Annotated in this window: 22 protein-coding genes and 3 tRNA genes; 11 read left to right on the forward strand and 14 right to left on the reverse strand. The window is 73.3% G+C overall.

Annotated features, from left to right (window positions below):
* Positions 1-18: 18 nt before the first annotated feature.
* From ACFWH7_RS00485 to ACFWH7_RS00525, 9 genes are all read right to left on the reverse strand, one after another.
* Positions 19-888, reverse strand: coding sequence for a prenyltransferase (locus ACFWH7_RS00485; protein ID WP_378214516.1), 870 nt, complete (start codon positions 886-888; stop codon positions 19-21).
* Entirely contained in the window at positions 885-1,223 is a 339-nt protein-coding gene (locus tag ACFWH7_RS00490; protein WP_378214517.1) for a lycopene cyclase domain-containing protein, read from the reverse strand. Before ACFWH7_RS00490 ends, ACFWH7_RS00485 begins: the two co-directional genes overlap by 4 nt.
* On the reverse strand, positions 1,220-1,561 hold the full coding sequence (locus ACFWH7_RS00495) for a lycopene cyclase domain-containing protein (protein ID WP_378214518.1): 342 nt from the start codon (positions 1,559-1,561) through the stop codon (positions 1,220-1,222). The genes ACFWH7_RS00490 and ACFWH7_RS00495 overlap by 4 nt, the downstream gene beginning before the upstream one ends.
* Positions 1,558-3,231, reverse strand: coding sequence for a phytoene desaturase family protein (gene crtI / locus ACFWH7_RS00500; RefSeq protein ID WP_378214519.1), 1,674 nt, complete (start codon positions 3,229-3,231; stop codon positions 1,558-1,560). The genes ACFWH7_RS00495 and crtI overlap by 4 nt, the downstream gene beginning before the upstream one ends.
* Positions 3,228-4,142: a phytoene/squalene synthase family protein gene (locus ACFWH7_RS00505; RefSeq protein WP_378214520.1), complete on the reverse strand. Its 915-nt coding sequence runs from the start codon at positions 4,140-4,142 to the stop codon at positions 3,228-3,230. The genes crtI and ACFWH7_RS00505 overlap by 4 nt, the downstream gene beginning before the upstream one ends.
* A gap of 88 nt (positions 4,143-4,230) precedes the next feature.
* Positions 4,231-5,250: a UDP-glucose 4-epimerase GalE gene (gene galE / locus ACFWH7_RS00510; RefSeq protein ID WP_378214521.1), complete on the reverse strand. Its 1,020-nt coding sequence runs from the start codon at positions 5,248-5,250 to the stop codon at positions 4,231-4,233.
* A gap of 116 nt (positions 5,251-5,366) precedes the next feature.
* On the reverse strand, positions 5,367-6,290 hold the full coding sequence (locus ACFWH7_RS00515; RefSeq protein WP_378214522.1) for a cation diffusion facilitator family transporter: 924 nt from the start codon (positions 6,288-6,290) through the stop codon (positions 5,367-5,369).
* A gap of 92 nt (positions 6,291-6,382) precedes the next feature.
* Complete coding sequence (locus tag ACFWH7_RS00520; protein WP_064315011.1) at positions 6,383-6,700, reverse strand: ArsR/SmtB family transcription factor; 318 nt, start codon at positions 6,698-6,700, stop codon at positions 6,383-6,385.
* Positions 6,701-6,740: 40 nt separating this feature from the next.
* Positions 6,741-7,085 (reverse strand): metallopeptidase family protein, encoded by a 345-nt coding sequence (locus ACFWH7_RS00525; RefSeq protein ID WP_172819993.1) that lies wholly within the window; start codon positions 7,083-7,085, stop codon positions 6,741-6,743.
* 114 nt (positions 7,086-7,199) lie between these two features.
* On the opposite strand from ACFWH7_RS00525, the gene ACFWH7_RS00530 reads away from it, so the two are divergent.
* From ACFWH7_RS00530 to ACFWH7_RS00550, 5 genes are all read left to right on the forward strand, one after another.
* Positions 7,200-7,272, forward strand: a tRNA-Glu gene (locus tag ACFWH7_RS00530).
* A gap of 164 nt (positions 7,273-7,436) precedes the next feature.
* Positions 7,437-7,510 (forward strand) — tRNA-Asp (locus tag ACFWH7_RS00535).
* A 50-nt stretch (positions 7,511-7,560) separates the two neighbouring features.
* A tRNA-Phe gene (locus tag ACFWH7_RS00540) sits at positions 7,561-7,633 on the forward strand.
* Positions 7,634-7,791: 158 nt separating this feature from the next.
* Positions 7,792-8,214 carry a phage holin family protein gene (locus ACFWH7_RS00545; protein WP_378214523.1) on the forward strand — a complete coding sequence of 141 codons (423 nt, stop codon included), beginning with the start codon at positions 7,792-7,794 and terminating at the stop codon, positions 8,212-8,214.
* Entirely contained in the window at positions 8,211-8,519 is a 309-nt protein-coding gene (locus tag ACFWH7_RS00550; protein ID WP_378214524.1) for a DUF3618 domain-containing protein, read from the forward strand. The genes ACFWH7_RS00545 and ACFWH7_RS00550 overlap by 4 nt, the downstream gene beginning before the upstream one ends.
* 101 nt (positions 8,520-8,620) lie before the next feature.
* Here ACFWH7_RS00550 and ACFWH7_RS00555 read toward each other — a convergent pair whose 3' ends face one another.
* Entirely contained in the window at positions 8,621-8,833 is a 213-nt protein-coding gene (locus ACFWH7_RS00555; RefSeq protein ID WP_024839011.1) for a BldC family transcriptional regulator, read from the reverse strand.
* Positions 8,834-9,240: 407 nt separating this feature from the next.
* On the opposite strand from ACFWH7_RS00555, the gene ACFWH7_RS00560 reads away from it, so the two are divergent.
* A complete protein-coding gene (locus ACFWH7_RS00560; protein ID WP_154799469.1) occupies positions 9,241-9,450 on the forward strand; it encodes a DUF3073 domain-containing protein in 210 nt (69 codons plus the stop codon).
* A 246-nt stretch (positions 9,451-9,696) separates the two neighbouring features.
* Here the strand turns inward: ACFWH7_RS00560 and purM are convergent, their stop codons facing one another.
* Complete coding sequence (gene purM, locus ACFWH7_RS00565; protein ID WP_378214525.1) at positions 9,697-10,830, reverse strand: phosphoribosylformylglycinamidine cyclo-ligase; 1,134 nt, start codon at positions 10,828-10,830, stop codon at positions 9,697-9,699.
* Positions 10,831-10,906: 76 nt separating this feature from the next.
* The gene (purF, locus tag ACFWH7_RS00570; RefSeq protein ID WP_378214526.1) at positions 10,907-12,454 is read right to left on the reverse strand and encodes an amidophosphoribosyltransferase; all 1,548 of its coding nucleotides are present in this window, start codon (positions 12,452-12,454) and stop codon (positions 10,907-10,909) included.
* Positions 12,455-12,772: 318 nt separating this feature from the next.
* On the opposite strand from purF, the gene ACFWH7_RS00575 reads away from it, so the two are divergent.
* The 5 genes from ACFWH7_RS00575 (at position 12,773) to ACFWH7_RS00595 (ending at position 18,025) form a co-directional block, all read left to right on the forward strand.
* A complete protein-coding gene (locus ACFWH7_RS00575) occupies positions 12,773-13,831 on the forward strand; it encodes a sulfate ABC transporter substrate-binding protein (protein ID WP_378214527.1) in 1,059 nt (352 codons plus the stop codon).
* A 3-nt stretch (positions 13,832-13,834) separates the two neighbouring features.
* A complete protein-coding gene (gene cysT, locus ACFWH7_RS00580) occupies positions 13,835-14,734 on the forward strand; it encodes a sulfate ABC transporter permease subunit CysT (RefSeq protein ID WP_378214528.1) in 900 nt (299 codons plus the stop codon).
* Positions 14,727-15,599, forward strand: a complete 873-nt coding sequence (locus ACFWH7_RS00585; protein ID WP_378214529.1) for a sulfate ABC transporter permease — start codon at positions 14,727-14,729, stop codon at positions 15,597-15,599. The genes cysT and ACFWH7_RS00585 overlap by 8 nt, the downstream gene beginning before the upstream one ends.
* Entirely contained in the window at positions 15,596-16,627 is a 1,032-nt protein-coding gene (locus ACFWH7_RS00590) for a sulfate/molybdate ABC transporter ATP-binding protein (RefSeq protein WP_378214530.1), read from the forward strand. The genes ACFWH7_RS00585 and ACFWH7_RS00590 overlap by 4 nt, the downstream gene beginning before the upstream one ends.
* A gap of 75 nt (positions 16,628-16,702) precedes the next feature.
* Complete coding sequence (locus tag ACFWH7_RS00595) at positions 16,703-18,025, forward strand: hypothetical protein (protein ID WP_378214531.1); 1,323 nt, start codon at positions 16,703-16,705, stop codon at positions 18,023-18,025.
* Between the two features lie 33 nt (positions 18,026-18,058).
* Here the strand turns inward: ACFWH7_RS00595 and ACFWH7_RS00600 are convergent, their stop codons facing one another.
* Positions 18,059-18,487 carry a WASHC3/CCDC53 family protein gene (locus tag ACFWH7_RS00600; protein WP_378214532.1) on the reverse strand — a complete coding sequence of 143 codons (429 nt, stop codon included), beginning with the start codon at positions 18,485-18,487 and terminating at the stop codon, positions 18,059-18,061.
* A 144-nt stretch (positions 18,488-18,631) separates the two neighbouring features.
* A complete protein-coding gene (locus tag ACFWH7_RS00605) occupies positions 18,632-23,371 on the reverse strand; it encodes an ExeM/NucH family extracellular endonuclease (protein ID WP_378214533.1) in 4,740 nt (1,579 codons plus the stop codon).
* Positions 23,372-23,630: the final 259 nt, after the last annotated feature.

Here is a 23,630-nt window from a genome sequence, read left to right on the forward strand (position 1 = left end):
CGCGGTCGAGCCCGGCGGTCAGGCGAGCGCGGAGGCGATGAGCAGCATCGTCACGAGGAAGCCCGTGACGAGGTTGAGCCACAGGAACGTGCGCCACCCCGCGTTCGCGCGCTCGCAGTCGTCGTCGCGCACGTCGCGGAACCGGAGCACGTTGGCGGCGTACGGGAGCGGCAGCAGGGCGGCGAGGACGCCGGGCCACGGCAGGACGGCGAGGACCGCCGCGGCCGCGACGTACGCCCCCGCCGCGCCGAGCACGGTCGCGTGGGCGCCGACCGCCGTCGCGACGGACGCGATGCCGCCCTCGCGGTCCGCGCGCACGTCCTGCACGGCGCCGAACGCGTGCGACGCCATCCCCCACAGGACGAACCCCACGAGCACCGGCCACACCGACCGCGCCGACAGGTCGGCGTCCACGAGGACGAGCGCGTAGAGCAGCGGCCCGGCGAAGTGCATCGCGGACGTGAACGAGTCGAGGAACGGGCGCTCCTTGAACCGCAGGCCCGGGGCGGAGTACGCGACGACGCCGAGCACGACCAGCAGGAGCACCACGGCGGCGAGCGGGTCGCCCAGGAGCACGAGGGCGACCAGGAACGGCACGTTCGTCGCGACGCAGGCCCGCAGGATGCGCCGGTGGGTCGCGCGCGCGGTCGCCGGGTCGGCGAGCGCCCCCTCGATCCCGCCCTTGCGCGGGTTGCGCAGGTCGCTCGCGTAGTCGAACACGTCGTTCACGCCGTACATGAGCAGGTTGTACGGCACGAGGAAGTACAGCGTCCCGACGACGAGCGCGAGGTCGACCCGGCCGCCGGTCGCGACGAGGTAGCCCGCGGCGAACGGGTAGGCGGTGTTGATCCACGAGAAGGGCCGCGACGCGGCCAGCACGTCCTTCACCGGGCGTCCTCGTCCGTCCGGCCGCCAGAGACCCCTCCCGGGGCGGCGCGGACGCGCGCCCCGAGCGCCGTCCACAGCACCGGCATGCCCAGCGCCGCGGCGAGCGCGTAGGCGAAGTCCTCGAGCGGAGCGCCCCAGAGGTACACACCGAGGATCTTGTCCGGGTCGTAGACGTAGAGGTCGGCGGCGATCATGAGCGTGTCGAACACGAGGGTCAGCACGCACATCACGACGGCGGTCCACACGAGCGGGCCTGGTCGCAGGCGCCGCAGCACGCGCCACGACACGACGACGAGGACCGCCAGGACGATCACGTTGAGCACGATGTTCGTCACGCGTCGCCCTCCACCCGGGCGCGGCGTGCGGCGAGCACCCGCTCGGCACCGCGCCAGACGAGCAGCGCGTTGTAGCACAGGAGCGTCAGGAAGACCGCCTCCTCCACGGGGAGGTCGGGCGCGAGCAGGAGCCCGGTCATCCAGGGGCTCTCTCCCCGCGCGAAGATGCCGAGCACGAGGCCCGCGACGTCCCAGAGGAGGAACCCGACGACGCCCAGCCCCACCGTGAGCGCGGCGCGGCGCCAGTTCGCCCAGAACGCGAGGCGGAAGCGCCGGTCGAGCACCGCGAGGCCCCCGAGCGAGACCGCGAGCGCCCCGAGGTAGGCCAGACCCGTCACCGGCGGACCTCGACCGGCTTGCCCTCTGCGGGCCGCAGGCGCTCCGGCCGCCGGCTCGCGGCGAGGTATCCCGGTCGGAGCGGCGCCGGCAGCGGGCGCGACGACGTCTCGCCGAGCAGCCGCTTCGCGACGAGCTCGGCGCTGATGAGGCACATCGGCAGTCCCACGCCCGGGATCGTGCCACCTCCCGCGTGGTACAGCCCGTCGACACGGCGGGAGACGTTGCCCGGCCGCCACAGCGCGGACTGCCGCAGCGTGTGCTCCATGCCGAGCGCGCCGCCGCGCCACGAGGAGAGCTCGGTCGCGAAGTGCGCGGGCCCGAGCACGCGCCGCGTGACGACGCGGCCCGGGAGGTCCTCGATCCCGGCCCAGCTCCCGACCTGAGCGAGGTAGCGGTCCGCGAGCGCCTCGAGGGCGCGCTGCGACGGGGCGTCCGCGCCGAGCGTCGGGTCGGCGGGGAACGGGACGAGGAGGAAGAGGTTCTCGTGCCCGGGCGGGGCCGCGGGGGCGCCCGACGACGGCCCGTCGGTCGCGGACGTGCGCGACACGTAGAGCGAGGCCGGGTCGGGGACGCGCAGGCCGCGCGGGTCGCTGCGGCGGTCGGTGCCGAGCACGGCGTCGAAGTTGGCGGGCCAGTCGCGCGTGAAGAAGAGGGAGTGGTGCGCGAGCTCGGGCAGCTCGCCCCGGACCCCGGCGAGCACGAGCAGGGCGGAGATGCCCGGCCCCCTGTCCTCCCACGCCGCGGCGGGCAGGTCGGCCCAGCGCGGTTCGAGGAGCGCGGTCTCGGTGTGGTGGCGGTCGGCGGCCGACACGACGACGTCCGCCTCCACGAGCTCGCCCGACGCGAGCCGCACGCCCGCGACCCGACCGCGGCGCCCAGCACCGGGCTCGACCTCGATGCTCGAGACGTCGGCGCCGGTGCGCACCTCGGCTCCCGCGTCGCGGGCGAGCCGCTCGACGGCCTCGACGAGCGTGTACATCCCGCCGCGCGGGTACTGGACGCCGTCGACGAGATCGAGGTGGCTCATGAGGGAGTAGAGGGCCGGCGCCCGGTAGGGCGACGAGCCGAGGAAGACGGCGTGGTACCCCAGGAGCTGGCGCAGCCGGGGGTCCTCGACGGCGCGCGCCGCGCGGTCCGCGAGCGACTCGCGCAGCAGCGCGGCGAGGCGCGGCAGCCGCCGCAGCACCGCGGGCGAGAGCGCCCGGTCGGGACGCTCGAACGTGGTGTAGAGGAAGTGGTCGAGCGCGAGCCCGTACGCCTCGCTCGCCTCCCCGGCGTACGCCGCGAGGCGCCCACCGGCGCCGGGCTCGACCGCGTCGAACCGTGACCGGTTCACGCCCGGGCTCGCCGAGAGCTCGAACGTCGACGCGGCGTCGGCGCCGTCCGGCTCGTAGAAGACTCGGTAGGCCGGGTCGAGCGGGACGAGGTCGAGGTGGTCCTCGACGCGCGTGCCGAGCAGTGCGAAGAAGTGGTCGAACACCTCCGGCATGAAGTACCAGGAGGGGCCGGTGTCGAAGCGGAAGCCGTCGAGCTCGAGGGTGCCCGCCCGGCCGCCCAGGACCTCGTGGCGCTCCAGCAGCGTGACGGCCGCGCCCCCGCGCGCGAGGAGCGCCGCGGTGGCGAGCCCGGAGATCCCGCCTCCGACCACGACGACGCGCGGTGCCCTCACGCGAGCACCTTCCGCGGGCGCGGGGACCGGCCGGACGCCACCTGGCCGAGGAGCTGGCCGCCGGCGGCGCGGGCCGCGAGCGCGACCTTGACGGTGTCCGGGACGCGCACGCGCGCGCGCAGGATGTCCTCCGGCGGCGTCGCCGCGAGGCGCGCGAGGAGCCGCTCGTAGACCGCGACCGTCGCCGCGACGGCGATCCGCGGCCGCACCGGCAGCCCCGGGAGCGCCGCCCGCGCCGCGGCGAGGTCCTCCTCGACCTCGCGGCAGAACGCCTCGACGTCGCGACGCCGCAGCCGGCCGGGGACGACGCCGGGCAGGTACGCCCGCCCCAGCTCGTCGTGGTCCGTGCGCAGGTCGCGCAGGAAGTTGATCTTCTGGAACGCCGCGCCGAGCGCCCGCGCGCCCCGCACGAGCACGGGGTCGGGCACCCGGAGCGGCTCGCCCGGGCGGCGCCGCGCGTTGAGGAAGACCGCGAGGCACATGAGGCCGACGACCTCCGCCGAGCCGTAGACATACCGCTCGTAGCTCTCGCGGTCGTGCACGCGCACGGTGAGGTCGGTCCGCATCGACGCGAAGAAGGGATCGACCTCGGCGTGGCCGAATCCGCAGCGCCGCGCCGCGAGCGCGAACGAGTGCACGACGAGGTTCGTCGACCACCCGCGCTCGAGCGCCCGCGCCGTCTCGGCCTCGAGCTCGTCGAGGAGGTCGGCGGCGCCGTCCCCGCGCCGCGTGTCGACGACCTCGTCGGCGATGCGGACGAGGCCGTAGACCGCGTCGATCCCGTCGCGCGTCGGCGCGTCGAGCAGGCGCGCGCCCAGCCCGAACGAGGTCGAGTAGGACGCGAGCACGACCCGGCTCGTGCGCGCTGCGGTCAGGTCGTACAGCCGTGCCGGGTCGTTCTCGTCGCCCACGTGCTGGTCCCGTCGTCCGTCGCCGGGGCACCTCCCCGGTCATTCCTCAGCATGCTGAGGAATAGAGGATCGCACGAGACGCCGTCGTTCACACCTCGGCAGCGCCCTCGGCACCGCCGGCCGCGGCGACCTCGATGCGGCGAGGGCCGGCCTGCCAGGCGTCCCAGGCCGAGGAGATGATCTCGGGCAGCCCCTTCGTCGCCGTCCAGCCGAAGAGCTCGTTGATCCGTCGCGGGTCACCGACGAGCTGCGGCGGGTCGCCCGCACGGCGCGGGAGGACCTCCGGCGTGACGTCGAGCCCGCTGACGCGACCGATCTCGTCGATCACCTCACGCACCGACGACCCCTGCCCGGTCCCGACGTTGAACACGTCGAACGGGCGCTCGTCGGCGTCGAGGTACCCGAGCGCCGCGAGGTGCGCGTGCGCGAGGTCCAGGACGTGGATGTAGTCGCGGATGCACGTGCCGTCCGGCGTCGGGTAGTCGGCGCCGAAGATCTTGGGCTGCTCGCCGCGCTCCAGGCGGTCGAGCACCATGGGGACGAGGTTGAGCACGGCGGGGTCGCCGAGCTCCGGCCACCCTGCGCCGGCCACGTTGAAGTAGCGCAGCGCGACGAACCGCAGGCCCCACGCGCGACCGGCCGCGCGACCGAGCCACTCGCCGACGAGCTTGGTCTCGCCGTAGGGGTTGATCGGCTCGGCGTGCAGCTTCTCCTCGACGAGGGAGACCGACGGCATGCCGTACGTCGCCGCGGACGACGAGAACACCAGGCGGTCCACGCCGGCCGCCTGCATCGCGGTGACGAGGTTCGTGAAACCGCCGACGTTCTGCTGGTAGTACCAGGCCGGCTTCTCGACCGACTCCCCCACCTGCTTGCGCGCCGCGAAGTGGATCACCGCGCGCACGTCGTGCTCGGTGAGGGCGCGCGTCAGCACGTCCACGGCCTCGGGCGCCGCGACGTCGACCTCGACGAGCGTCGCGTCCCCGACACGGTCCGCGCGACCGGTGCTCAGGTCGTCGACGACGACCACCTTCTCGCCGCGCTCCTGGAGAAGGCGCACCACGTGCGCGCCGATGTACCCGGCTCCGCCGGTCACGAGGATCGTCATGGCACCCACCCTAGTGGGGGCGCGCACCACCCCCGCGGCGTCGAACCCGGGGTTGCCGCCGGGTTCGGACGCCCAGCCCGTCCTTGTCGCCGGGCTCGCCGCGTCCCGCCGAGCGCTCACGCGTGGCCGTGCGCCTCGCGGTCGCGCAGGGCGGCCGTCTCGAGCTGGAACGTCGAGTGCTCGACCGAGACCGGGAAGTGGTGCGCGACGCACGAGCGGACCCGCTCGGTGATCTCGAGCGCGTGCCCGTCCCGGAAGCACGCGTCGTCGACGACGACGTGCGCCGAGATGGTCGGCAGCCCCGTCGCGACGGTGGACGCGTGGAGGTCGTGCACGTCCTCGACGTGGTCGAGCGAGAGGATGTGCGCCCGGACGTCGTCGAGGTCCAGCCCTTCCGGCGTGAACTCCATGAGCACGGCAGTCGCCTCGCGCAGGAGGCGGACAGCACGAGGGACGATGAGGAGCGCGATGAACAGGCCGGCGATCGCGTCCGCCTGCTGGTAACCGGTCGTCGCGATGACGACGGCCGCCACGATCACCCCGACCGACCCCAGGGCGTCGTTGACGACCTCCAGGAACGCCGCGCGCAGGTTGAGGTTCGCCCGGCGCCCGGACGCGAGGACGGCGATCGCGACGACGTTGCCGACGAGGCCGACGACCCCGAAGACGAGGAGCTCCGACGAGGGCACGTCCGGCGGCGAGAACAGCCGCCGGACACCCTCGACGACGACATACGTGCCGACCGCGAGGAGGAGCGCCGCCTGCGCGAGGGCCGCGAGCACCTCGACGCGGCGGAAGCCCCAGGTGCGGCGCTTGGTCGCCGGCCGGAGCACGAGCGACGCGGCGACGAGCGCCACGGCCAGTCCCGTCGCGTCGGTGAGCATGTGCGCCGTGTCAGTGAGCAGCGCGAGGCTCCCCGTGAGGACCGCTCCGACGGCCTGCGCGACGAGGATCGTCGCGGTGATCCCGAAGGCGACCGCGAGCCGCGCGCGATGGTCGGGCGCGGCACCCCCCGCGCCGTGGTCGTGCCCGGCTCCCATGACCCTCCCCATTCATCGTTCAGTGACGATGATATCGGCGATCGACGATGAATGCCAGGCCGGCTGTGCCGCGGGGCGCGCCACAGCGCGGGTCAGGGAGCGAGCGCGACGTGCTCCGCGTCGGCGAGCAGGTGCGCCACCTCGGGCCGCACGAGCCGGTACCAGGACGAGCGCCCCTCGCGCCGGACGGCGACGACGCCCACCTCGCGCAGGGTCGTCAGGTGCGCGGAGACCGTCGACTGGGCGAGCCCGAGCTCACGCGTGAGGTCGACGACGCGCCGCTCGGCGCCCGTGAGCAGGTGCACGATCGCGAGCCGGCTCGGGTCTGCGAGCGCGTGGAGCAGGCGCGCGACGGCCTCGTGGTCGTGCGCGCCGTCGTGCCGGGGATCGCTCGCGGCGCTCGTCGTCACCACCCGATCGTAGCGAGCGGCACCCGCGCGCCGCCCGGGTTCAGTCCCAGCCGAGCTCGTGCAACCGGTCGTCGTCGATGCCGAAGTGGTGCGCGATCTCATGGACGACCGTCACCGCCACCTCCTCGACCACGTCCTCGCGCGTGTCGCAGATCGCGAGCGTCGGGTTGCGGAAGATGGTGATGCGGTCGGGCAGCGCCCCTGCCGCCCACATGTGGTCCCGCTCGGTGAGGGGCACGCCCTCGTAGAGCCCCAGGAGGTCGGGGTCGTCGGCGGGCGCGTCGTCCTCGACGAGCACCACGACGTTGTCCATCTGCGCCGCGAGGTCCTCGGGGACGAGGTCGAGCCCGTCCCGCACGGCGTCCTCGAACTCGGCCCGCGTCATCTCCACCACGCGACCATCCTCCCCCGTCCACCGCACCGGCAGGAGCACCGCCCCGGCCGCGACGCCGACCGGGAAGCCACGGTCCCGCCGCTGTACACTGGCGCACGTTCCTGAGCCCCCATCGTCTAGCGGCCTAGGACCCCGCCCTTTCACGGCGGTAGCACGGGTTCGAATCCCGTTGGGGGTACGCGAGATCGCGCCGGGACCGGTGGTCACCAGCGGATTTACGGATCGGCTCACCGGTACGGTACGATCCTCTCGGTTCGAAAGCGGGCCACCACACCACCAGGTTCACTGGTGAAAACCACCGGGTTCTCTGGTGCTAAGGTGTGTCTCGCGAAAGAACAGCAAGGCCCTGTAGCGCAGTTGGTTAGCGCGCCGCCCTGTCACGGCGGAGGTCGCGGGTTCAAGTCCCGTCAGGGTCGCGTGAGGCGAAGAGCCCGGTCGGCATCGGCCGGCCGGGCTCTTCCCCCATGGCTCTGTAGCTCAGTTGGTAGAGCGTTCGACTGAAAATCGAAAGGTCACCGGATCGACGCCGGTCGGAGCCACCGAAGAGACCCCCGCCCGGGATCCGGGCGGGGGTCTTCTGCATCTCGGTGTCGACGACGCGCGGCTCCCCCTTCGTGTCCGGCACCGGCTCGCGGGAAGTTGCGCGCCGCCCCGGGTGCCGGTTGAGTGGTGGGGTCACCTGCGGAAAGGCGGAGAGATGAGCGACTGGATCGACGGGCGCATCCCGCCCGAGGAGCAGAAGCCGACGGTCGGACAGCTCGTGGAGCGCCTGTCCGAGCAGGCGACGCGCCTCGTCCGCTCCGAGATCGCGCTCGCGAAGGCCGAGCTCACCACGAAGGCCAAGCACGCCGGGATCGGCATCGGCATGCTCGTCGTGGGCGGGGTGCTCGTCCTCTACGGCCTCGGCTTCCTCCTCCACTCGGCGATGGAAGGTCTCGCGACCGTCATGCCGCTGTGGCTCGCCGCGCTGATCGTCGGCCTCGTCCTCATGCTCGTCGCCGGTACGCTCGCGTTCGTCGGCGTCAAGCAGCTCCAGCGCGGCGTCCCGCCGACCCCGACCGGAGCGGTCGACAGCATCAAGGAAGACGTGGCCACCATCAAGGAAGGACTGCGCCCGTGAGCGGAACCGACGGAGCCCCGGAGCCCCAGCTCTCCCAGTCCCAGCTCGAGGACGAGATCGCGCGCACGCGCGCCGAGCTCGCGGGGACGATCGACGAGCTCACGACCCGCCTGGACCCGCGAGTCCAGGCGAAGGCTGCGGCTCAGCAGGCGAAGCAGGCGGCCTCGGACACGGGTGCGTTCCTCACCGGGGGCGGGTTGCCGGAGGAGGACCCCGACCGGTCGCGCAACGTCAAGCTGCTGCTGGGTGCCGTCGTGGCCGGCGTCGCACTCGTCACGGCGGCGATCCTGCGTCGGCGCTCGTAGTCTCGGACGAGCGCTCGCCCCGGTGCGTACGTGCCGGGGCGTTTCTCCTGCCCTGTCGATCCGGCGCACCGGCCGTGCCGGCGGCGCGGTGCGCGGTCGACTCAGGACTTGTCCGTGCCTTCCGCGGGCTCGCTGGCGGCGCCGAGCAGCGCGCGCACCTCGGACTCCCGGTAACGGCGGTGGCCGCCGAGCGTACGGATCGACGAGAGCTTGCCCGCCTTCGCCCAGCGGGTGACCGTCTTGGGATCGACGCGGAACAGGCTGGCGACCTCGGCGGGCGTGAGCAGAACCTCGGACTCTCCGTGCATGGACATCACGACACCTCCTCCTGGTACGCGCTGGTCCGGCAGATACCCCGGATCACGACGACAGCACGACGCCAGTACCCTCCATTGTCGCAGCATGCGGATTTCGGGCGACTTGACGGACGGGTGAATTAGGCCGCCTATGGTCGGATCGGCCGGATAGGCGCTCCTGCGGCTTACGAGGCGTGCGAGCCGGGCTCCTCGGCGACGCGCCGCGCCTCGCACGACGCGGGCCCGCTCCCCCGCTCGTGGAGACTGTGTGACGGTAGGCACGTCCGCGGCCCGTCACCGTCTTCTGAGTGGATGGAATAGGCCCCGAGCATGTACCGTTGGACCCTGAACAGACGAAACTACACCCCGGGGCCGCACGTCTGAGTACGTAGCCGCCCCGCTTCTACGTTGAGGGGGTCGGAGCCATGGGCCGCGGCCGTCAGAAGGCAAAGCAGACCAAGGTCGCTCGCGCGCTGAAGTACTACAGCCCCGAGACGAACTACAGTGCGCTCGAGCAAGAGCTCACCGGTCACAGCCACACGGATGTCGTGACGGACTCGCGCTTCGGCGCCGAGTCGGCGGACGACCTCGAGCGCTACGACCAGCGCTACAACGACTGGTCCGACGACCGCTGACGGTCGTCGACCACCTTTCATCGCCGCGGTCTGCCGCGGAAGCGTCTCGACCTCGACTGCGCCGTCGCCTGCCCCGGTAGGCGACGGCGCGGTCGTCGTTCGTGACCTGTGGGCACTCACGCACCGGGCCCGCTCGCCCTGAGCCCTCCACATCGTCGTCGCGCCCTGACGTCGTCGCGCTCGGCCGCGGGAGCGGCCTCCCTCGGGCGGGTCTGCAGGTGCCGCCCCGCCCGAGGGCACCGGAGATCAGGCGCGGTAGTCGCCGACGAGGCGCACGGCACCCGCCTGGACGCCCTTGGTGCCCGCGACCAGGTCACCGTCCGCGACGTCGGTGGCCGCCGCCGGGTCGAAGGCCTCGACCGTGCCCAGCACCCACGCGGGCACACCGAGCGTGGCGCAGCGCGCCAGTGCGGCGTCGACGCCGTCGGCACCGACCACCGCGACCATGCCGACGCCGAGGTTGAGCGTGTTCTCGAGGTCGCCGCGCGGCACGCCACCCAGCTCGCGCACGAGGCGGAAGACCGGCGGGACGTCCCAGCTCGCGCGGTCCACGACGCCGACGAGCCCGGCGGGCAGGACGCGCGCAAGGTTCGCGGCGAGTCCGCCGCCGGTCACGTGCGTGAACGCGTGGACCTGCGCGGCGTCGTCGGCAGCCAGCGCGAGGCAGTCGCTCGCGTAGACGCGCGTCGGCTCGAGGAGCTCCTCGCCGACCGTGCGGCCCAGCTCGTCGACGTGCCGCTCGAGGCCCCAGCCGGCGTGCTTGAGCACGGCGCGCACGAGCGAGTACCCGTTCGAGTGCAGACCCGACGAGGCCATGGCGACGAGCACGTCGCCCTCGCGCACGCGGTCGGGGCCGAGCAGCCGGTCGGCCTCGACGACCCCCGTGGCGGCACCGGCGACGTCGTACTCGTCCGCGCCGAGCAGACCCGGGTGCTCGGCCGTCTCGCCACCCACGAGCGCGGTGCCCGCGACCTCGCAGGCCGCCGCGATGCCGCGGACGATGCCCGCGATGCGCTCCGGCACGACCTTGCCGCACGCGATGTAGTCCGTCATGAACAGCGGCTTGGCGCCGACCACGACGATGTCGTCGACGACCATGCCGACGAGGTCGAAGCCGATCGTGTCGTGCACGTCGAGGGCCTGGGCGATCGCGACCTTGGTGCCCACGCCGTCGGTCGACGTCGCGAGCAGGGGGCGGCGGTAGGTCGCGACCTCGGAGAAGTCGTAGAGCCCCGCGAAGCCGCCCACGCCGCCGAGGACCTGCGGCCCGTGGGTACGGCGCACGGCGTCCTTCATGAGCTCGACGGCCTTGTCACCGGCCTCGGTGTCGACGCCCGCGGCGGCGTAGGTGAGGCCCGTCTGGGGCGAGTCGGCAGTCACGGTGTCGGCTCCAAGGAGGTCTCGCGGCGCTCGCGCCGGTGGTGCTGGTGGTCTCGGGTCGCGCTCAGGGCTGAGCTCACGGGTGCTGGAGCGCGCCGGCCCCGCCGGCGGTCACGGACAGGCTGCGCAGCCCGTCCTCCGGCGCGCCGAGCGGGAGCTCGGCCTGCTCGAGGAGGTGCTTCCCGAGCTGGTCGTCGGGCGGCAGCTCGATGGGGTACTTCCCCGTGAAGCACGCCGTGCAGAGCTGGGACGACGGCTGCTCGGTCGCCGAGATCATGCCCTCGGTCGAGATGTAGCCCAGGCTGTCGGCGCCGAGCGACTGCCCGATCTCGTCGGGCGAGAGGCCGTTGGCGATGAGCTCGGCGCGGGAGGCGAAGTCGATGCCGTAGAAGCACGGCCACTTCACCGGCGGCGAGCTGATGCGCACGTGCACCTCGGCCGCCCCGGCCTCGCGCAGCATGCGGATGAGCGCGCGCTGCGTGTTGCCGCGCACGATCGAGTCGTCGACGACGACGAGGCGCTTGCCGCGGATGACGTCGCGCAGCGGGTTGAGCTTGAGCCGGATGCCGAGCTGGCGCAGCGTGTCCGACGGCTGGATGAACGTGCGCCCGACGTAGGCGTTCTTGGTCAGCCCCTGGCCGAACGGGATGCCCGACTCGGCGGCGTAGCCGACGGCGGCGGGCGTGCCGGACTCGGGGACGGGGATGACGAGGTCGGCCTCCACGGAATGCTCGCGCGCGAGCTGGCGGCCCATCTCGACACGGGCGGCGTGCACCGAGCGGCCGTTGATCGACGTGTCGGGGCGCGCGAGGTAGACGTACTCGAAGACGCAGCCCGCGCGCTCGGCGGGCGCGAAGCGCTGGGAGCGCAGGCCGTCCGCGTCGATCGCGATGAGCTCGCCCGGCTCGACCTCGCGCACGTACGACGCGCCGACGATGTCGAGCGCCGGCGTCTCGCTCGCCACGACCCAGCCGCGCTCGAGCCGACCGAGGACGAGGGGGCGCACGCCCTGCGGGTCGCGCGCGGCGTAGAGGGTGCGCTCGTCCATGAAGACGAGCGAGAAGGCGCCGCGCAGGCGCGGGAGGACCTCGAGCGCCGTGGCCTCGAGCGTGTGGTCGGCGTCGCCCGCGAGGAGCGCGGTGACGAGCGCCGTGTCCGTGGTGTTGCCGCGCGCGAGCTCGCCGCGGCGCTGGCTGCCGTAGCGCTCCGCGACGAGGTTGACGAGCTCCGCGGAGTTGGTCAGGTTGCCGTTGTGCCCGAGCGCGACGGTCCCGGACGCGGTGGCACCGAGCGTCGGCTGCGCGTTCTCCCACGTCACGCCGCCCGTGGTCGAGTACCGGCAGTGCCCGACGGCGATGTGCCCCGTCAGGGCGTTGAGGGCCGTCTCGTCGAACACCTGGGAGACGAGTCCCATGTCCTTGTAGACCAGGATCTGCTCACCGTTGCTGGTGGCGATGCCGGCCGACTCCTGGCCTCGGTGCTGCAACGCGTACAGCCCGAAGTAGGCGAGCTTGGCGACCTCTTCGCCGGGCGCCCAGACACCGAAGACGCCACAGGCGTCCTGGGGGCCTTTCTCGCCGGGCATGAGGTCGTGGTTGAGAAGTCCATCTCCGCGGGGGGCCACGTACCTCAGTGTCCCACAGCAGGCGCGCCGGAACCGAAGCGCGAGGTCATGCGGACGACCGGGGCGACGCGCACGCTCGGCGCCGCACGAGCCGCTCGTTCACGGTGGCGTTACGTCGTCCCACTTGTCGGTCAGGGGTTTCGCTGCGTGGGAACGCCACGCTTGAATCTCGACTTACCCGACCGCGACAGTCCAATATCACCGCCTGCCTCGCCCGTCCCGCTCGATCGCTCGATCGACCACCCGCTCCACCCCTGTTCCACCCCCTGCTCGACCACCCGCTCCCGGCATCCCGGGGCCCCGACGAAGGACGACACCATGCGACGCCTCCGGACGACGATCACCCTCGCGGCTGCCGCGGCAGCCACCGCTCTGGTCCTCACCGCCTGCGCGCCGACCGCCGTCGACGGGTCCGGCGGTGGCGACGCGAGCGGCGACGCGGGCTCCGACGTCGAACCCACGACCCTCTCCCTCGTCGGCTTCGCCGTGCCCAAGGCGGGCAACGACGCCGCGCAGGAGCTGTGGGGCGAGACCGAGGACGGCCAGGGCGTCACGTGGGAGACGTCGTACGGCGCCTCCGGTGACCAGAGCCGGGCCGTCGCCGACGGCCTGGAGGCCGACTACGTGCACTTCTCCCTCGAGGGCGACGTCACGCGTCTCGTCGACGCGGGCCTCGTCGCCGAGGACTGGAACGCGGGCGAGAACAACGGCATCGTCAGCCAGTCCGTCGTCGTGCTCGTGGTCCGCGAGGGCAACCCGAAGAACATCCAGGGCTGGGAGGACATCGTCCAGCCCGGCGTCGAGATCGTCACCCCGAACCCCGGCTCATCGGGCTCGGCGCGCTGGAACATCCTCGCCGGGTGGGGCAGCGTCATCGCGAACGGCGGCTCGGAGGAGGACGCGACCGAGTACCTGCGGAAGTTCTTCACCAACGCGGTCGCGCTCCCGGGCAGCGGCCGCGACGCGACGACCGCCTTCACGTCCGGCACGGGCGACGTCCTGCTGTCCTACGAGAACGAGGCGATCCTCGCGCGGCAGAACGGCGAGACGTTCGACTACGTGGTCCCCGACCAGACGCTCCTCATCGAGAACCCGGCCGCGGTGACGGTCGACGCCGACCCCAAGGCCCAGAGCTACCTCGACTTCGTCCGCACGCCCGAGGGCCAGGAGGCGTTCGCCCACGTGGGCTTCCGTCCCCTGACCGGGGACGTCGACTTCGAGGTCGAGGGTGCCAACGACCCGAGCGACCCGTTCCCCACCGTCCCGACGCTCCTCACCATCGCCGACGACTTCGGCGGATGGTCGGCCACGAACGACAAGTTCTTCGGCGACGAGGGACTCGTGACGAAGATCCAGGCCGAGACCGGGAAGCAGTGACCCGTGTCCTCGACCCTCGCTGAACGACCGGGCCGGGCGGCGCGCGAGCGCGGCCCGGCCCCGGCCGCGCACAGTCCGCGCCGGGTCCGCCGGGCACGCCGGACGCCCAACGGTCCCTACCGGCTGACCCCGGCCTCGGGCCTCGGGCTCGGGGTGGCGCTCGTGTGGTTCTCGGCGCTCGCGCTCATCCCCCTCGTCGCGGTGCTCGTCGAGACGTCCGTCGACGGGTGGCCGGCCTTCGTCGCGGCGGTCACGCAGCCGCAGACGGCGGCGGCGCTGACCCTCACGGTCACGCAGGCGCTCGCTGTGACCGCGGTGAACGTCGTCATGGGCACGCTCATCGCATGGGTCCTCGTGCGCGACCGGTTCCCCGGCAAGCGGCTCCTCGAGGTGCTCATCGACATCCCGTTCGCGCTCCCCACGATCGTCGCCGGCCTCGTGCTGCTCGCGCTGTACGGGCCGTCGGGGCCGCTGGGGATCGACGTCGCGAACACCCGCGCCGCCGTCTTCCTCGCGTTCCTGTTCGTCACGCTGCCCTTCGTGGTGCGCAGCGTGCAGCCCGTGCTCGCCGAGCTCGACCGGGACGTCGAGGAGGCGGCCGCGTCGCTCGGCGCGAACCGGCTCACGACCTTCGGTCGCGTGATCCTCCCCGCGCTCGCCCCGGCGATCACCGCGGGCGCGGCGCTGTCGTTCGCCCGCGCGATCAGCGAGTACGGCGCGCTCGTCCTGCTCTCCGGGAACCTGCCGATGCGCACGGAGGTCGGCTCGGTCCGCATCCTCAGCTATCTGGAGAACGGGCAGCCGGAGCAGGCGGCGGCCGTCGCCTCGGTGCTCCTGCTCGTGTCCCTCCTCGTCATCGCGACGATCCAGCTCCTCCAGCGCAGGGTGGCCCGCCGTGGATAGCTCTCCCTGGGTGCGCCGCACGCTGCGCGCCGTCGTGGTCGTCTACCTCGTGCTGCTCGTGGGCTGGCCGGTCTCGCTCGTCGTCCGCGGCGCGTTCGCGGACGGGCTCGAGACGTTCCAGCGGGCCCTGGCAGACCCGTCCGTCGTCTTCGCGCTCCAGCTCACCGCGGCGGTCGCGGTGCAGGTCGTGCTGCTCAGCACGGTCTTCGGCGTCGGGATCTCGATGCTCATCGTGCGGTACGACTTCCCGGGCAAGGCGCTGCTCAACGCCCTGCTCGACCTCCCGCTCTCGGTCTCGCCCATCGTCGTCGGGCTCTCGCTCGTCCTCGTGTACGGCAGGAACGGCTGGTTCGGCGGGGCCCTCGAGGACGCCGGGCTCCAGGTGATCTTCGCGCCGCCCGGCATCGTGCTCGCGACGGCGTTCGTGTGCCTCCCGCTCGTGATCCGCGAGGTCGCGCCCGTGCTCACGGAGCTCGGCACCGACGAGGAGCTCGCCGCGACGAGCCTCGGGGCGACCTGGTTCCAGACCTTCCGGCGCATCACCCTGCCCGCCATCAAGTGGGCGGTCGTCTACGGCGTCGTGCTCACGCTCGCCCGGGCGCTCGGCGAGTTCGGCGCCGTCAAGGTGGTGTCCGGCAACTTCGAGGGCCGCACCCAGACGTCCACGCTCCTCGTCGAGCAGCGCTACCAGGACTTCGAGCAGGGCACGGCCTACGCGGTCGCGTTCCTCCTCGCGTCCGTGTCCGTCGCGTGCATCGTCGCGGTCACCTTCCTCCGCTCCGACGACGCCGCCACCGGCCCTCGCACCCGCCGCACCGCCCGCCCGTCCCCCCGCACCGCCGCCCGCACGGAGGCCGACGCATGAGCATCGAGATCCGCAACGTCCGCAAGATCTTCGGCGACTTCGTCGCGCTCGACGACGTCTCCGTGTCCGTCCCCACGGGGCGCCTCACCGCGCTGCTCGGCCCGAGCGGCGGGGGCAAGTCCACGCTCCTGCGCGTCGTCGCCGGGCTCGAGGTGCCCGACTCCGGCGAGATCGAGATCGAGGGCCGCGACGCCACGAACCTGCCCGCGCGTCGTCGCAACGTGGGCTTCGTCTTCCAGCACTACGCGGCCTTCAAGCACCTGAGCGTCGCGCGGAACGTCGCGTTCGGGCTCGAGATCCGTCGCACGCCGAAGGCCGAGATCGCCGAGCGCGTCGACGAGCTGCTGCGCCTCGTGCACCTCGAGAGCTTCTCGCACCGCCTGCCGTCGCAGCTCTCCGGCGGGCAGCGCCAGCGCATGGCGCTCGCTCGCGCGCTCGCGATCCGCCCGAGCGTCCTCCTGCTCGACGAGCCGTTCGGCGCGCTCGACGCGAAGGTCCGCAAGGAGCTGCGTGACTGGCTGCGCCGCCTGCACGACGAGATCCCCGTGACCACGGTGTTCGTCACGCACGACCAGGAGGAGGCGCTGGAGGTCGCGGACGAGATCGTCGTCGTCAACGAGGGCCGCATCGAGCAGGTCGGCACGCCCGACGACCTCTACGACCGCCCCGCGAACGACTTCGTCATGAGCTTCCTCGGGCCGGTGACACGCCTCGGCGGCGCGCTCGTGCGACCGCACGACGTGCACGTCGAGGTGCTGGCCGACGGCACCTCCGACGGCACGGTGGTCGCCACGGAGCCGTCCCGCCCGGGCGGTCCCGTGCCGGGCGTCGTGACGCGCACGACGCGCGTGGGCTTCGAGGTGCGTGCCGAGGTGGCCACCGAGGACGAGGTGGTGTCCGTCGTCGTGACCCGCGCGGAGGCCCGGACGCTGGGGCTCGCGCCGGGGGTCGCCGTACGGCTCGCCCCGGCGGAGGGTGCTGCGACGTCCGCCGCTCCCCGACCGGTCGGCGCCCCGGTCCCCGGCTGACCCCGGCGCCGCCCCGACGGCCCTCTCCGACGACGCTGCCCCGGCCCGGGGAGAACCGCTCGCTATCCTGCCCGCGTGGCTCCCTCCCGCGTCGACCGCTCCCCCGGGGACCGCGACGACCGTGCCCGCGACGACCGGCCGCGGCACCGCCGTGAGCGGGCGGCCTACCGGTTCGTGGAGGTCCGCGCCGGCGCGGGTCCGGCCCGGCTCGACGGTCTCACGGCGGCGGGCGGGGCGTTCCTCGTCGGCACGGTCCTGGGCTTCCTCGTCCTCCTCGGGCTCTCGCTCGTCGGCGGTGAGCTCGTCTCCGGCGGGCGGTACGAGGCCGACGAGGTCCTGCGCTCGACGATGGGCTGGTGGATCCTGACCCTCGCGGTCGCCGTGCCGGCCTTCGTGCCGGTGCACGCCGCGGCGACGCTCGCGGTGACCCGCGCCCTGGTGGGCGAGGGCCGCCCCCGCACCGACGTCCCGCCGCACTCGGTGCGGAAGCGCGTGGCGGAGTCGAGCCCGGCGGGGGCGCTCACCGGGCTCACGTGGACGTACCTCGTGCTCGCGCTCCTCGCCGGGGCGGTCGGGCTCTTCGCGATGGACCGGGACGACGCCGAACGCACCCCGACCGTCGCGGTCTCCGCGGTCGTCGTGGTGGTGACCGCGGTCGGTCTGCTGCTCCTGCCCGGGCTGCGCGCGCGCTGTTCCCCCTGGCAGGACATCGTGCGCACGACGTGGGGACCGAACGAGGTGCGCTACGCCGAGGAGGCCGAGCGACGTCGGCGTGCGGCGCTCGGCCCGTCCGCTCCCTCGCGACCCGACGCGCGGGTCGCGCTCCGGAACGACCGGGTGGCCGCCGTGCTGGGCGGCGCGGGCATGGTCGGCGTCGTCCTGTTCCTGATCGGCCTGTGGATGCGACACCCGCGCAAGTTCGGTCCGGACCGCTACTTCGGGCCGGTGGGCGAGGCGTCGATCGACGTCCTGGTCGGCGTGGGCGGTGCGCTGGTCGGGGCCGCGCTGCTCCTCGGCGCGGTGTGGCTCCTGCTCCCGGTGTCACGACAGGGGCGGCAGCGCCGGGCGGGGCTCGCGCTCCTGCGCGCCCCGGAGCCGTCCGCGCCGCCGGCCGCCGACGTCGTCCGGGAGCTCCTGTCCCCGTGGTCGGCGTCCACGACGGTCGCCCTCGTGGTCCTGGCGGGCTCCGGGATGCTCACGCCCTCGGTCCTGGCCGGCCTGGCGGGCGGCGGCGTCGCGCTCCTGGCCGACGCCGTGCCGTTCGCTGCCACGGCGGCGGTCCTGGGCGCCGCGACCCTCGCGGCGCTGTGCGTCGTCGTGGTCGGCGTGACCCGGGCGGCGCGGTACCGCGCCCTGGCGCGCGAGCGCTGGCACCTGGGCGACGACGCTCCCGCCTGACCTCCCGGCGCGGGAGCTGCGAGGACGTGCGAGTCAGCGCCGCCCGCGCAGGCTCCGGCGGTCCGCGACGACCGCCCACAGCCCCGCGACGCCCGCACCGAGGGCGGCGCACGTGACGAGGATGACCGTGAAGTACACGCCCGGCTTGAAGACCGGCTCGGCGGCGGGCGACTGCAGCCAGGCGCCACCGATCCCGAGGCCGAGGACCGCGCCGAGCACGATCCCCACCGCGAAGAACCTGCCGTAGCGCGGAGCGCGGCGCACCGTCGTCGGGTCGACGACGTCCTCGACCTCCACCTCGTCGGCGGCCGGCCCGGACGTGGCGGCCTCCCCGCTCCCGGTGCCGGTGGTCTCGGGGGCGGCGGTCTCGGCGCCGGTCGCCGGACCGGCAGCCCGCGAGGCGGGCGCGTCGGACGGGTCGGGGGCTGCGCCGTCGGGCACGGGGGACTGCTCGGAGCTCACGGCCACGACCCTACCCGCGGTTCCTGGGAGGCCCCGACGCCGTGCGCGACCGCGACGCGCGGGCCCGGCGTCCGCGCCGGGACGCACCGCGACCCGGGCCCGTCGGACGGGACCCGGGTCGCGGGAGGCGGCGTCAGCGAGGCGTCAGCCGCAGGTCTGTCCCTCGAACGGGACCTCGTACTGCTGCGTCACCCCGTCGAGCGTGGCGGTGACGGTCACCGTCCCACCCTCGACCGACGTGGCCCGGGTGTTGAACGACTGGTACGCGTTCTTGCCCGGCTGCAGGTTCGGGAACCGCTTGGAGCCGTAGGGCGTCTCGAGGACGACCTCGACCGGGACGTCCTCGCCGTTGGTCGCGCGGACCGCGACGTGGACGAACTTGCCCATGCAGCGGGCGGAGGCCTCGAGGTTCTCGAGCACCACGGTCGGGGCCGCGGCCTCGACCGTGACCCGGATCCGCGCGGTCGTGCCGCTCGGCGACGCCACGACCCAGAGGTCGTAGTCGCCCGCCGCGGCGTCGGCCGGGACCGTCGCCGTCAGCGTCGCCGCCCCGCCGGTCACCGTGGCGGTACCCGCCGGGGTGCCCGGGTTCGCGGGGTCGAACGCGGCGTCCGCCGCGACGAGGTAGCCGTCCACCGAGGTGTTCGCGGGCGACCCGAGCGACGTGAGGTTCAGGCCCGAGAGCCCCACGCTCACGTCGGAACCCGCGGTCACGGTCCCGGGCAGCTCGTCGACGACGACCCGCGAGCGGTCGAACGACGGCGACACGGGCGAGCTGTCCCGCAGGTACGCGATCCACGCGTCGCGGTCGACCAGACCGGAGTCGCGCGCGTCCGTGCCCTGGGTGAACACGCGGAAGTTGTCGCCACCCGTCGCGAGGAACGAGAACGTCGCGACCCGGTACTCGCCGTCGGGGTCGATCGGCTCGCCGTTGATCGTCACGGACGAGACGTTGCTCCCCGGCGCCGCGTTCGGGTCGGCGGTGCTCGCCGTCCACGACACGTTGTCCGAGAGCCCCAGGGCGAGGTACGGACGCGACGGGCGCGTGCCGTCCGGGTTCGTCTGCCACTGCTGCTCGAGCATCTCGACGACCTGCTCGCCCGTGAGGGTCACGGTCCACAGGTTGTTGACGAACGGCAGCACCGCGTTGGCCTCGGCGTAGGTGATGACGCCGTCGCCGTTGTGGAAGAGCTCGTTGCGCAGACCGCCCGGGTTGACGACGCCGAAGTCCGCACCGCCGCGCGCCGGGTCGGCGAGCGTGGCGAGCAGCGAGTCGGCGACGAGGTTGCCGAGCGTCGACTCGGACCCGCGGTCGTCACGACCGGAGGTCGGGTTCGGTCCGGACCCGACGTACGTGCCGCCGGGGCCCGTGTAGGAGCCGCCGGCGAACGCGGTCGTGATGTCCGCCGTGACCTCGCCCACCGGCTGCGCGCCGATGACGTCGGCCTGCTTGAGCGCCGCGTCGACGATCGTCTTGACCTCCGCGACGCGCGGGTACGTCGCGACGAGGGTCGCGTCGTCCGTCGTCGTGCGCGCGACGTTCTCGGCCGTGTACGCCGTGACCTCGTGGGTCTCGGTGTCCACGGTGAGCGACACGTGCCCGATGAACTCGCCGTAGCTGCCGGTCTGGACGATCGGGCGGGTCTTGCCCTCGACGCCGGGGACCGGGGCGTCCCACGCGTACTGCTTGTGCGTGTGGCCCGTGAAGATCGCCGCGACGCGCGCGTCGGTCTCGGTGACGATGTCCGCGAAGGCGCCGCCGGCGGCGACCTCCTCCTCGAGCGTCGCGCCGTCGGGCGTGCCCGCACCGGCGCCCTCGTGGACGAGGGCGACGACGACGTCCGCCTCTCCGTTCGCCGGGTCGCCGTCCTGGAGCTGGGCGGTGACGCGGTTGAGCGCCTCGACCGGGTCCCCGAAGTCGAGGTCCGCGATGCCGGACGGCGTGACGAGCGTCGGGGTCTCCTCGGTGACGACGCCCACGAAGCCGACGTCCAGGCCGTCGATCTCGACCACCTGGTACTCCGGCAGCGCCGGGTTCGTCGTGCCCTTGTCGTAGACGTTCGCGCCGAGGTAGTTCCAGTCGGCCTCGTCCGCGACGCGACCCGTGAGGTCCGCGAAGCCCTGGTCGAACTCGTGGTTCCCGACGGCGGACGTCGCGAGGTCGAGCGCGTTGAGCACGTCGATCGTCGGCTGGTCCTCCTGGAGCGCAGACGCGAACAGGGAGGCGCCGATGTTGTCGCCCGCGGAGACGAACGCCGTCCCGTCGGGGTTCGCCGCGCGCAGCTGCTCGATCGTGCCCGCGAACTTCACGGTGTTGGCGTCGATGCGACCGTGGAAGTCGTTGATCGCCAGCAGGTCGAGCTGCGTCGTCCCCGGCCCGGCGTCGCCGAGCTGGAGGCCGACGAGCACCGGGTCGTGGTCGGACGACCGGAACGGCGTCGTGTCGTAGAGGATCGACGCGTTGTAGTTGTACCGGCTGTACTCGTTGGCGATCGGCTCGACCGAGTTGATGTTCCACACGTCCGTGCCCGTGACCGCGGCGGCCGCGGCCGGGGATGCGAACACATGGTCGAGCGACCCGACGTAGCCGTCGAAGAGGTAGGTCTGCTCGCCCGTGCTCTCGCCCAGGTCGACGTAGCCGGCCTCCTTGAGGACCTCGAGCGGGTCCTCCATCGAGTAGGAGTTGAAGTCGCCCGCGAGCAGGACCTTGTCGGTCCCGGCATCCGCCGCGACGTCCTCGGCGAACCCGACGAGCGCCGTGGCCTGCTTGACCCGCGACGCGTTGGACGCCCCCTGGCCGTCGCCCTGGTCAGCGTCCTCGCCCGTGCCCGAACCCTTCGACTTGAAGTGGTTCGCGACGACGAGCACGTCGTCCTCCGCCGTCTCGGCCCCGCCCACGGGCTGGAACACCTGCGCGAGGGGCTCGCGCGCGTTGGAGAACGCGGGGTCGTCGAGCAGGATCCGCGACTCGCCGACCGGCTCGGCCGAGTCCACCTGGAAGATGTACGCGAGACGGATGACGTCCTCGTCCCCGGGCAGCGCGGCCGGCGAGGGGACGAACGCCCACTCGTCGGCACCGGCGTCCGCGTTGAGCGCGTCGACGAGGTCCGAGAGGGCTTGGTCGCGGTCCTTGCCGAACGGCTCGGAGTTCTCGATCTCCATGAGCGCGACGACGTCGGCGTCGAGCGCGTCGATCGCCGCGACGATCTTGGCCTGCTGCCGCTCGAGGTTCTCGTCGTTCGCGGCGCCGCGGGCGTCGCAGCCCGTGCGGACCGTGATCGGGTTGCCCGCGCGGTCCGTGTAGTACTGGCAGCCGGTGAGCTCGTCGCCCGTGGTCGTGAAGTAGTTCAGGACGTTGAAGGTCGCGACCGACAGGTCGCCGCCGACCTCGGCCGGGGCGTCCTCGCGCGTGTTCGCGAACGTGGCCGGCTGGACCGTGGCGGCGTTGCCGCCGTCGCCCGCGGTGAGCTGCGTGAGCGGCTGGAACGTCCAGGCGTCGAACCGGTAGTCGAGGATGACGGGCGTCGTGAAGCTCACGCCCGCGCCGACGCGCGCCGGTGCCCCGCCCGTGAGGTACGGGAGCGGGATGCCCTTGTTGGCCGTGTTGTTGAAGTTGGTGGTCGCCCCGTCGTCGAGCACGACGGCGCGCGCCGCGCGGTCCGCGACGGCCGCCGCGGCCTCCGCGCTGCCCGGGCGCCCGGCCGACGTCGGCTGGACGAACGGGTCGGTGCCCGCGGCGAGCAGGAACGAGCCGTAGTAGTTCGTGTCGTAGTTGTCGGCGACGACGTAGTCGCCGGCGGGCTGCACGAGCATGCCCTCGAGCGCCTCGCGCGCGGCGTCGGTCGCGGGGAACGCGACGTTCGCCGGCTTGACCTCCTCGGCCGCCTCGTCGAGGACGGTCCAGCCGCCCGCGGCGGGCGTGATCTGGGTCAGCGTGAAGTACTCGGACACCGCGCCCGTGACCTCGACGTGGTCGCCGACCTGCACAGCCGCGGCGCCCGCCTTGGAGTAGACGAAGATCGCGTCCGACGCCGTGTGCGAGGCGTCGAGGTCGCCGCCCGTACCCTCGGTCTGCAGGTAGAAGCCGTCGTAGCCGCCGGTCGGGTAGGTCGCCGTGACGACGCCGCGCGTCGTGACCGTCTGCCCGACGAGGGGGCTCGCCGCGCCCGTGCCCTGGATGTCCGCGATCGGGACGACCTCGCCCGGCTCGGGGCCCGGGCCGCCGCCGTCGTCGCCGCTGTTCTGCGGGGTGACGGTGCTGGAGAGCGTGAAGTCCTTGCTGTTGTCGTCCGTGTCGGCGAAGCCGGTCCGGTTGATCGACGCGGGCACGTTGTTGGCCGACGGCGCGGGGCTCACGGCGGTCTCGAACGTGTTCGACGACCCGTACCCGACGAGGTCCACGACGTTCGCGGCGCCCGCGGCGTTCCCCGCGGGCAGCGTGACCGCCGACGTGGAGCGCACGAGCGCGAGGGTGCCCGTCGTGCCCGACGGGTTGAGGCCACCGGTCGCGTCCGGCGTCGGCAGCGCCGCGCCGTTCGACCCGTTGGAGCCGCCCTGCACGAGGAAGTAGCCCCCGGGTGCGACCGTGCCGGTGAGCGCCGTGACGCCGGTGAAGGCGCCCGTGCCCGTCGCGGAGCGGTACTGCAGCGACATGCCGGAGAGGTCGATCGCCGCCTGCGTGGGGTTGTACAGCTCGACGAACTTGTGGGTGTACGGGGCGTTCGCGCTGCCGCCGCTCAGGTAGGCCTCGTTGATGACGAGGCCCGACCCGTCGGGCGCCGCGCTCGCGGCGGTGGCGGCCGCGACGGAGAGCGGCGCGGCGAGGGCCACGGTCAACGTGCCCGCCACCACCCTCCGTCGCCGCAGGTGCTGGTGGTCGGTCACGCTGACTCCTTCATCTCGTGCGGACGGCCGGGCAGCAGCCGCTCACGTCCACTCCTCGGACGGGTCGACGCCCTGCCTCCGCAGGACATCGCACCCCACCTGGATGAACGGGCGGTTGCTGCCACGTCACCGTCGCGAGAACGTCGTCGCACGTCGTCGTGCGGCGAGCGCCCGCGCGGACGGCGGCCGGTCATCATCGGACGCTAGCCCTCCGCGTCCCGCGCCGCCAGACCTGGGGCCGAGAACGTTACGCACCGGT

It is taken from the genome of Cellulosimicrobium cellulans, from assembly GCF_042723955.1.
Classification (GTDB): Bacteria; Actinomycetota; Actinomycetes; order Actinomycetales; family Cellulomonadaceae; genus Cellulosimicrobium; species Cellulosimicrobium cellulans_H.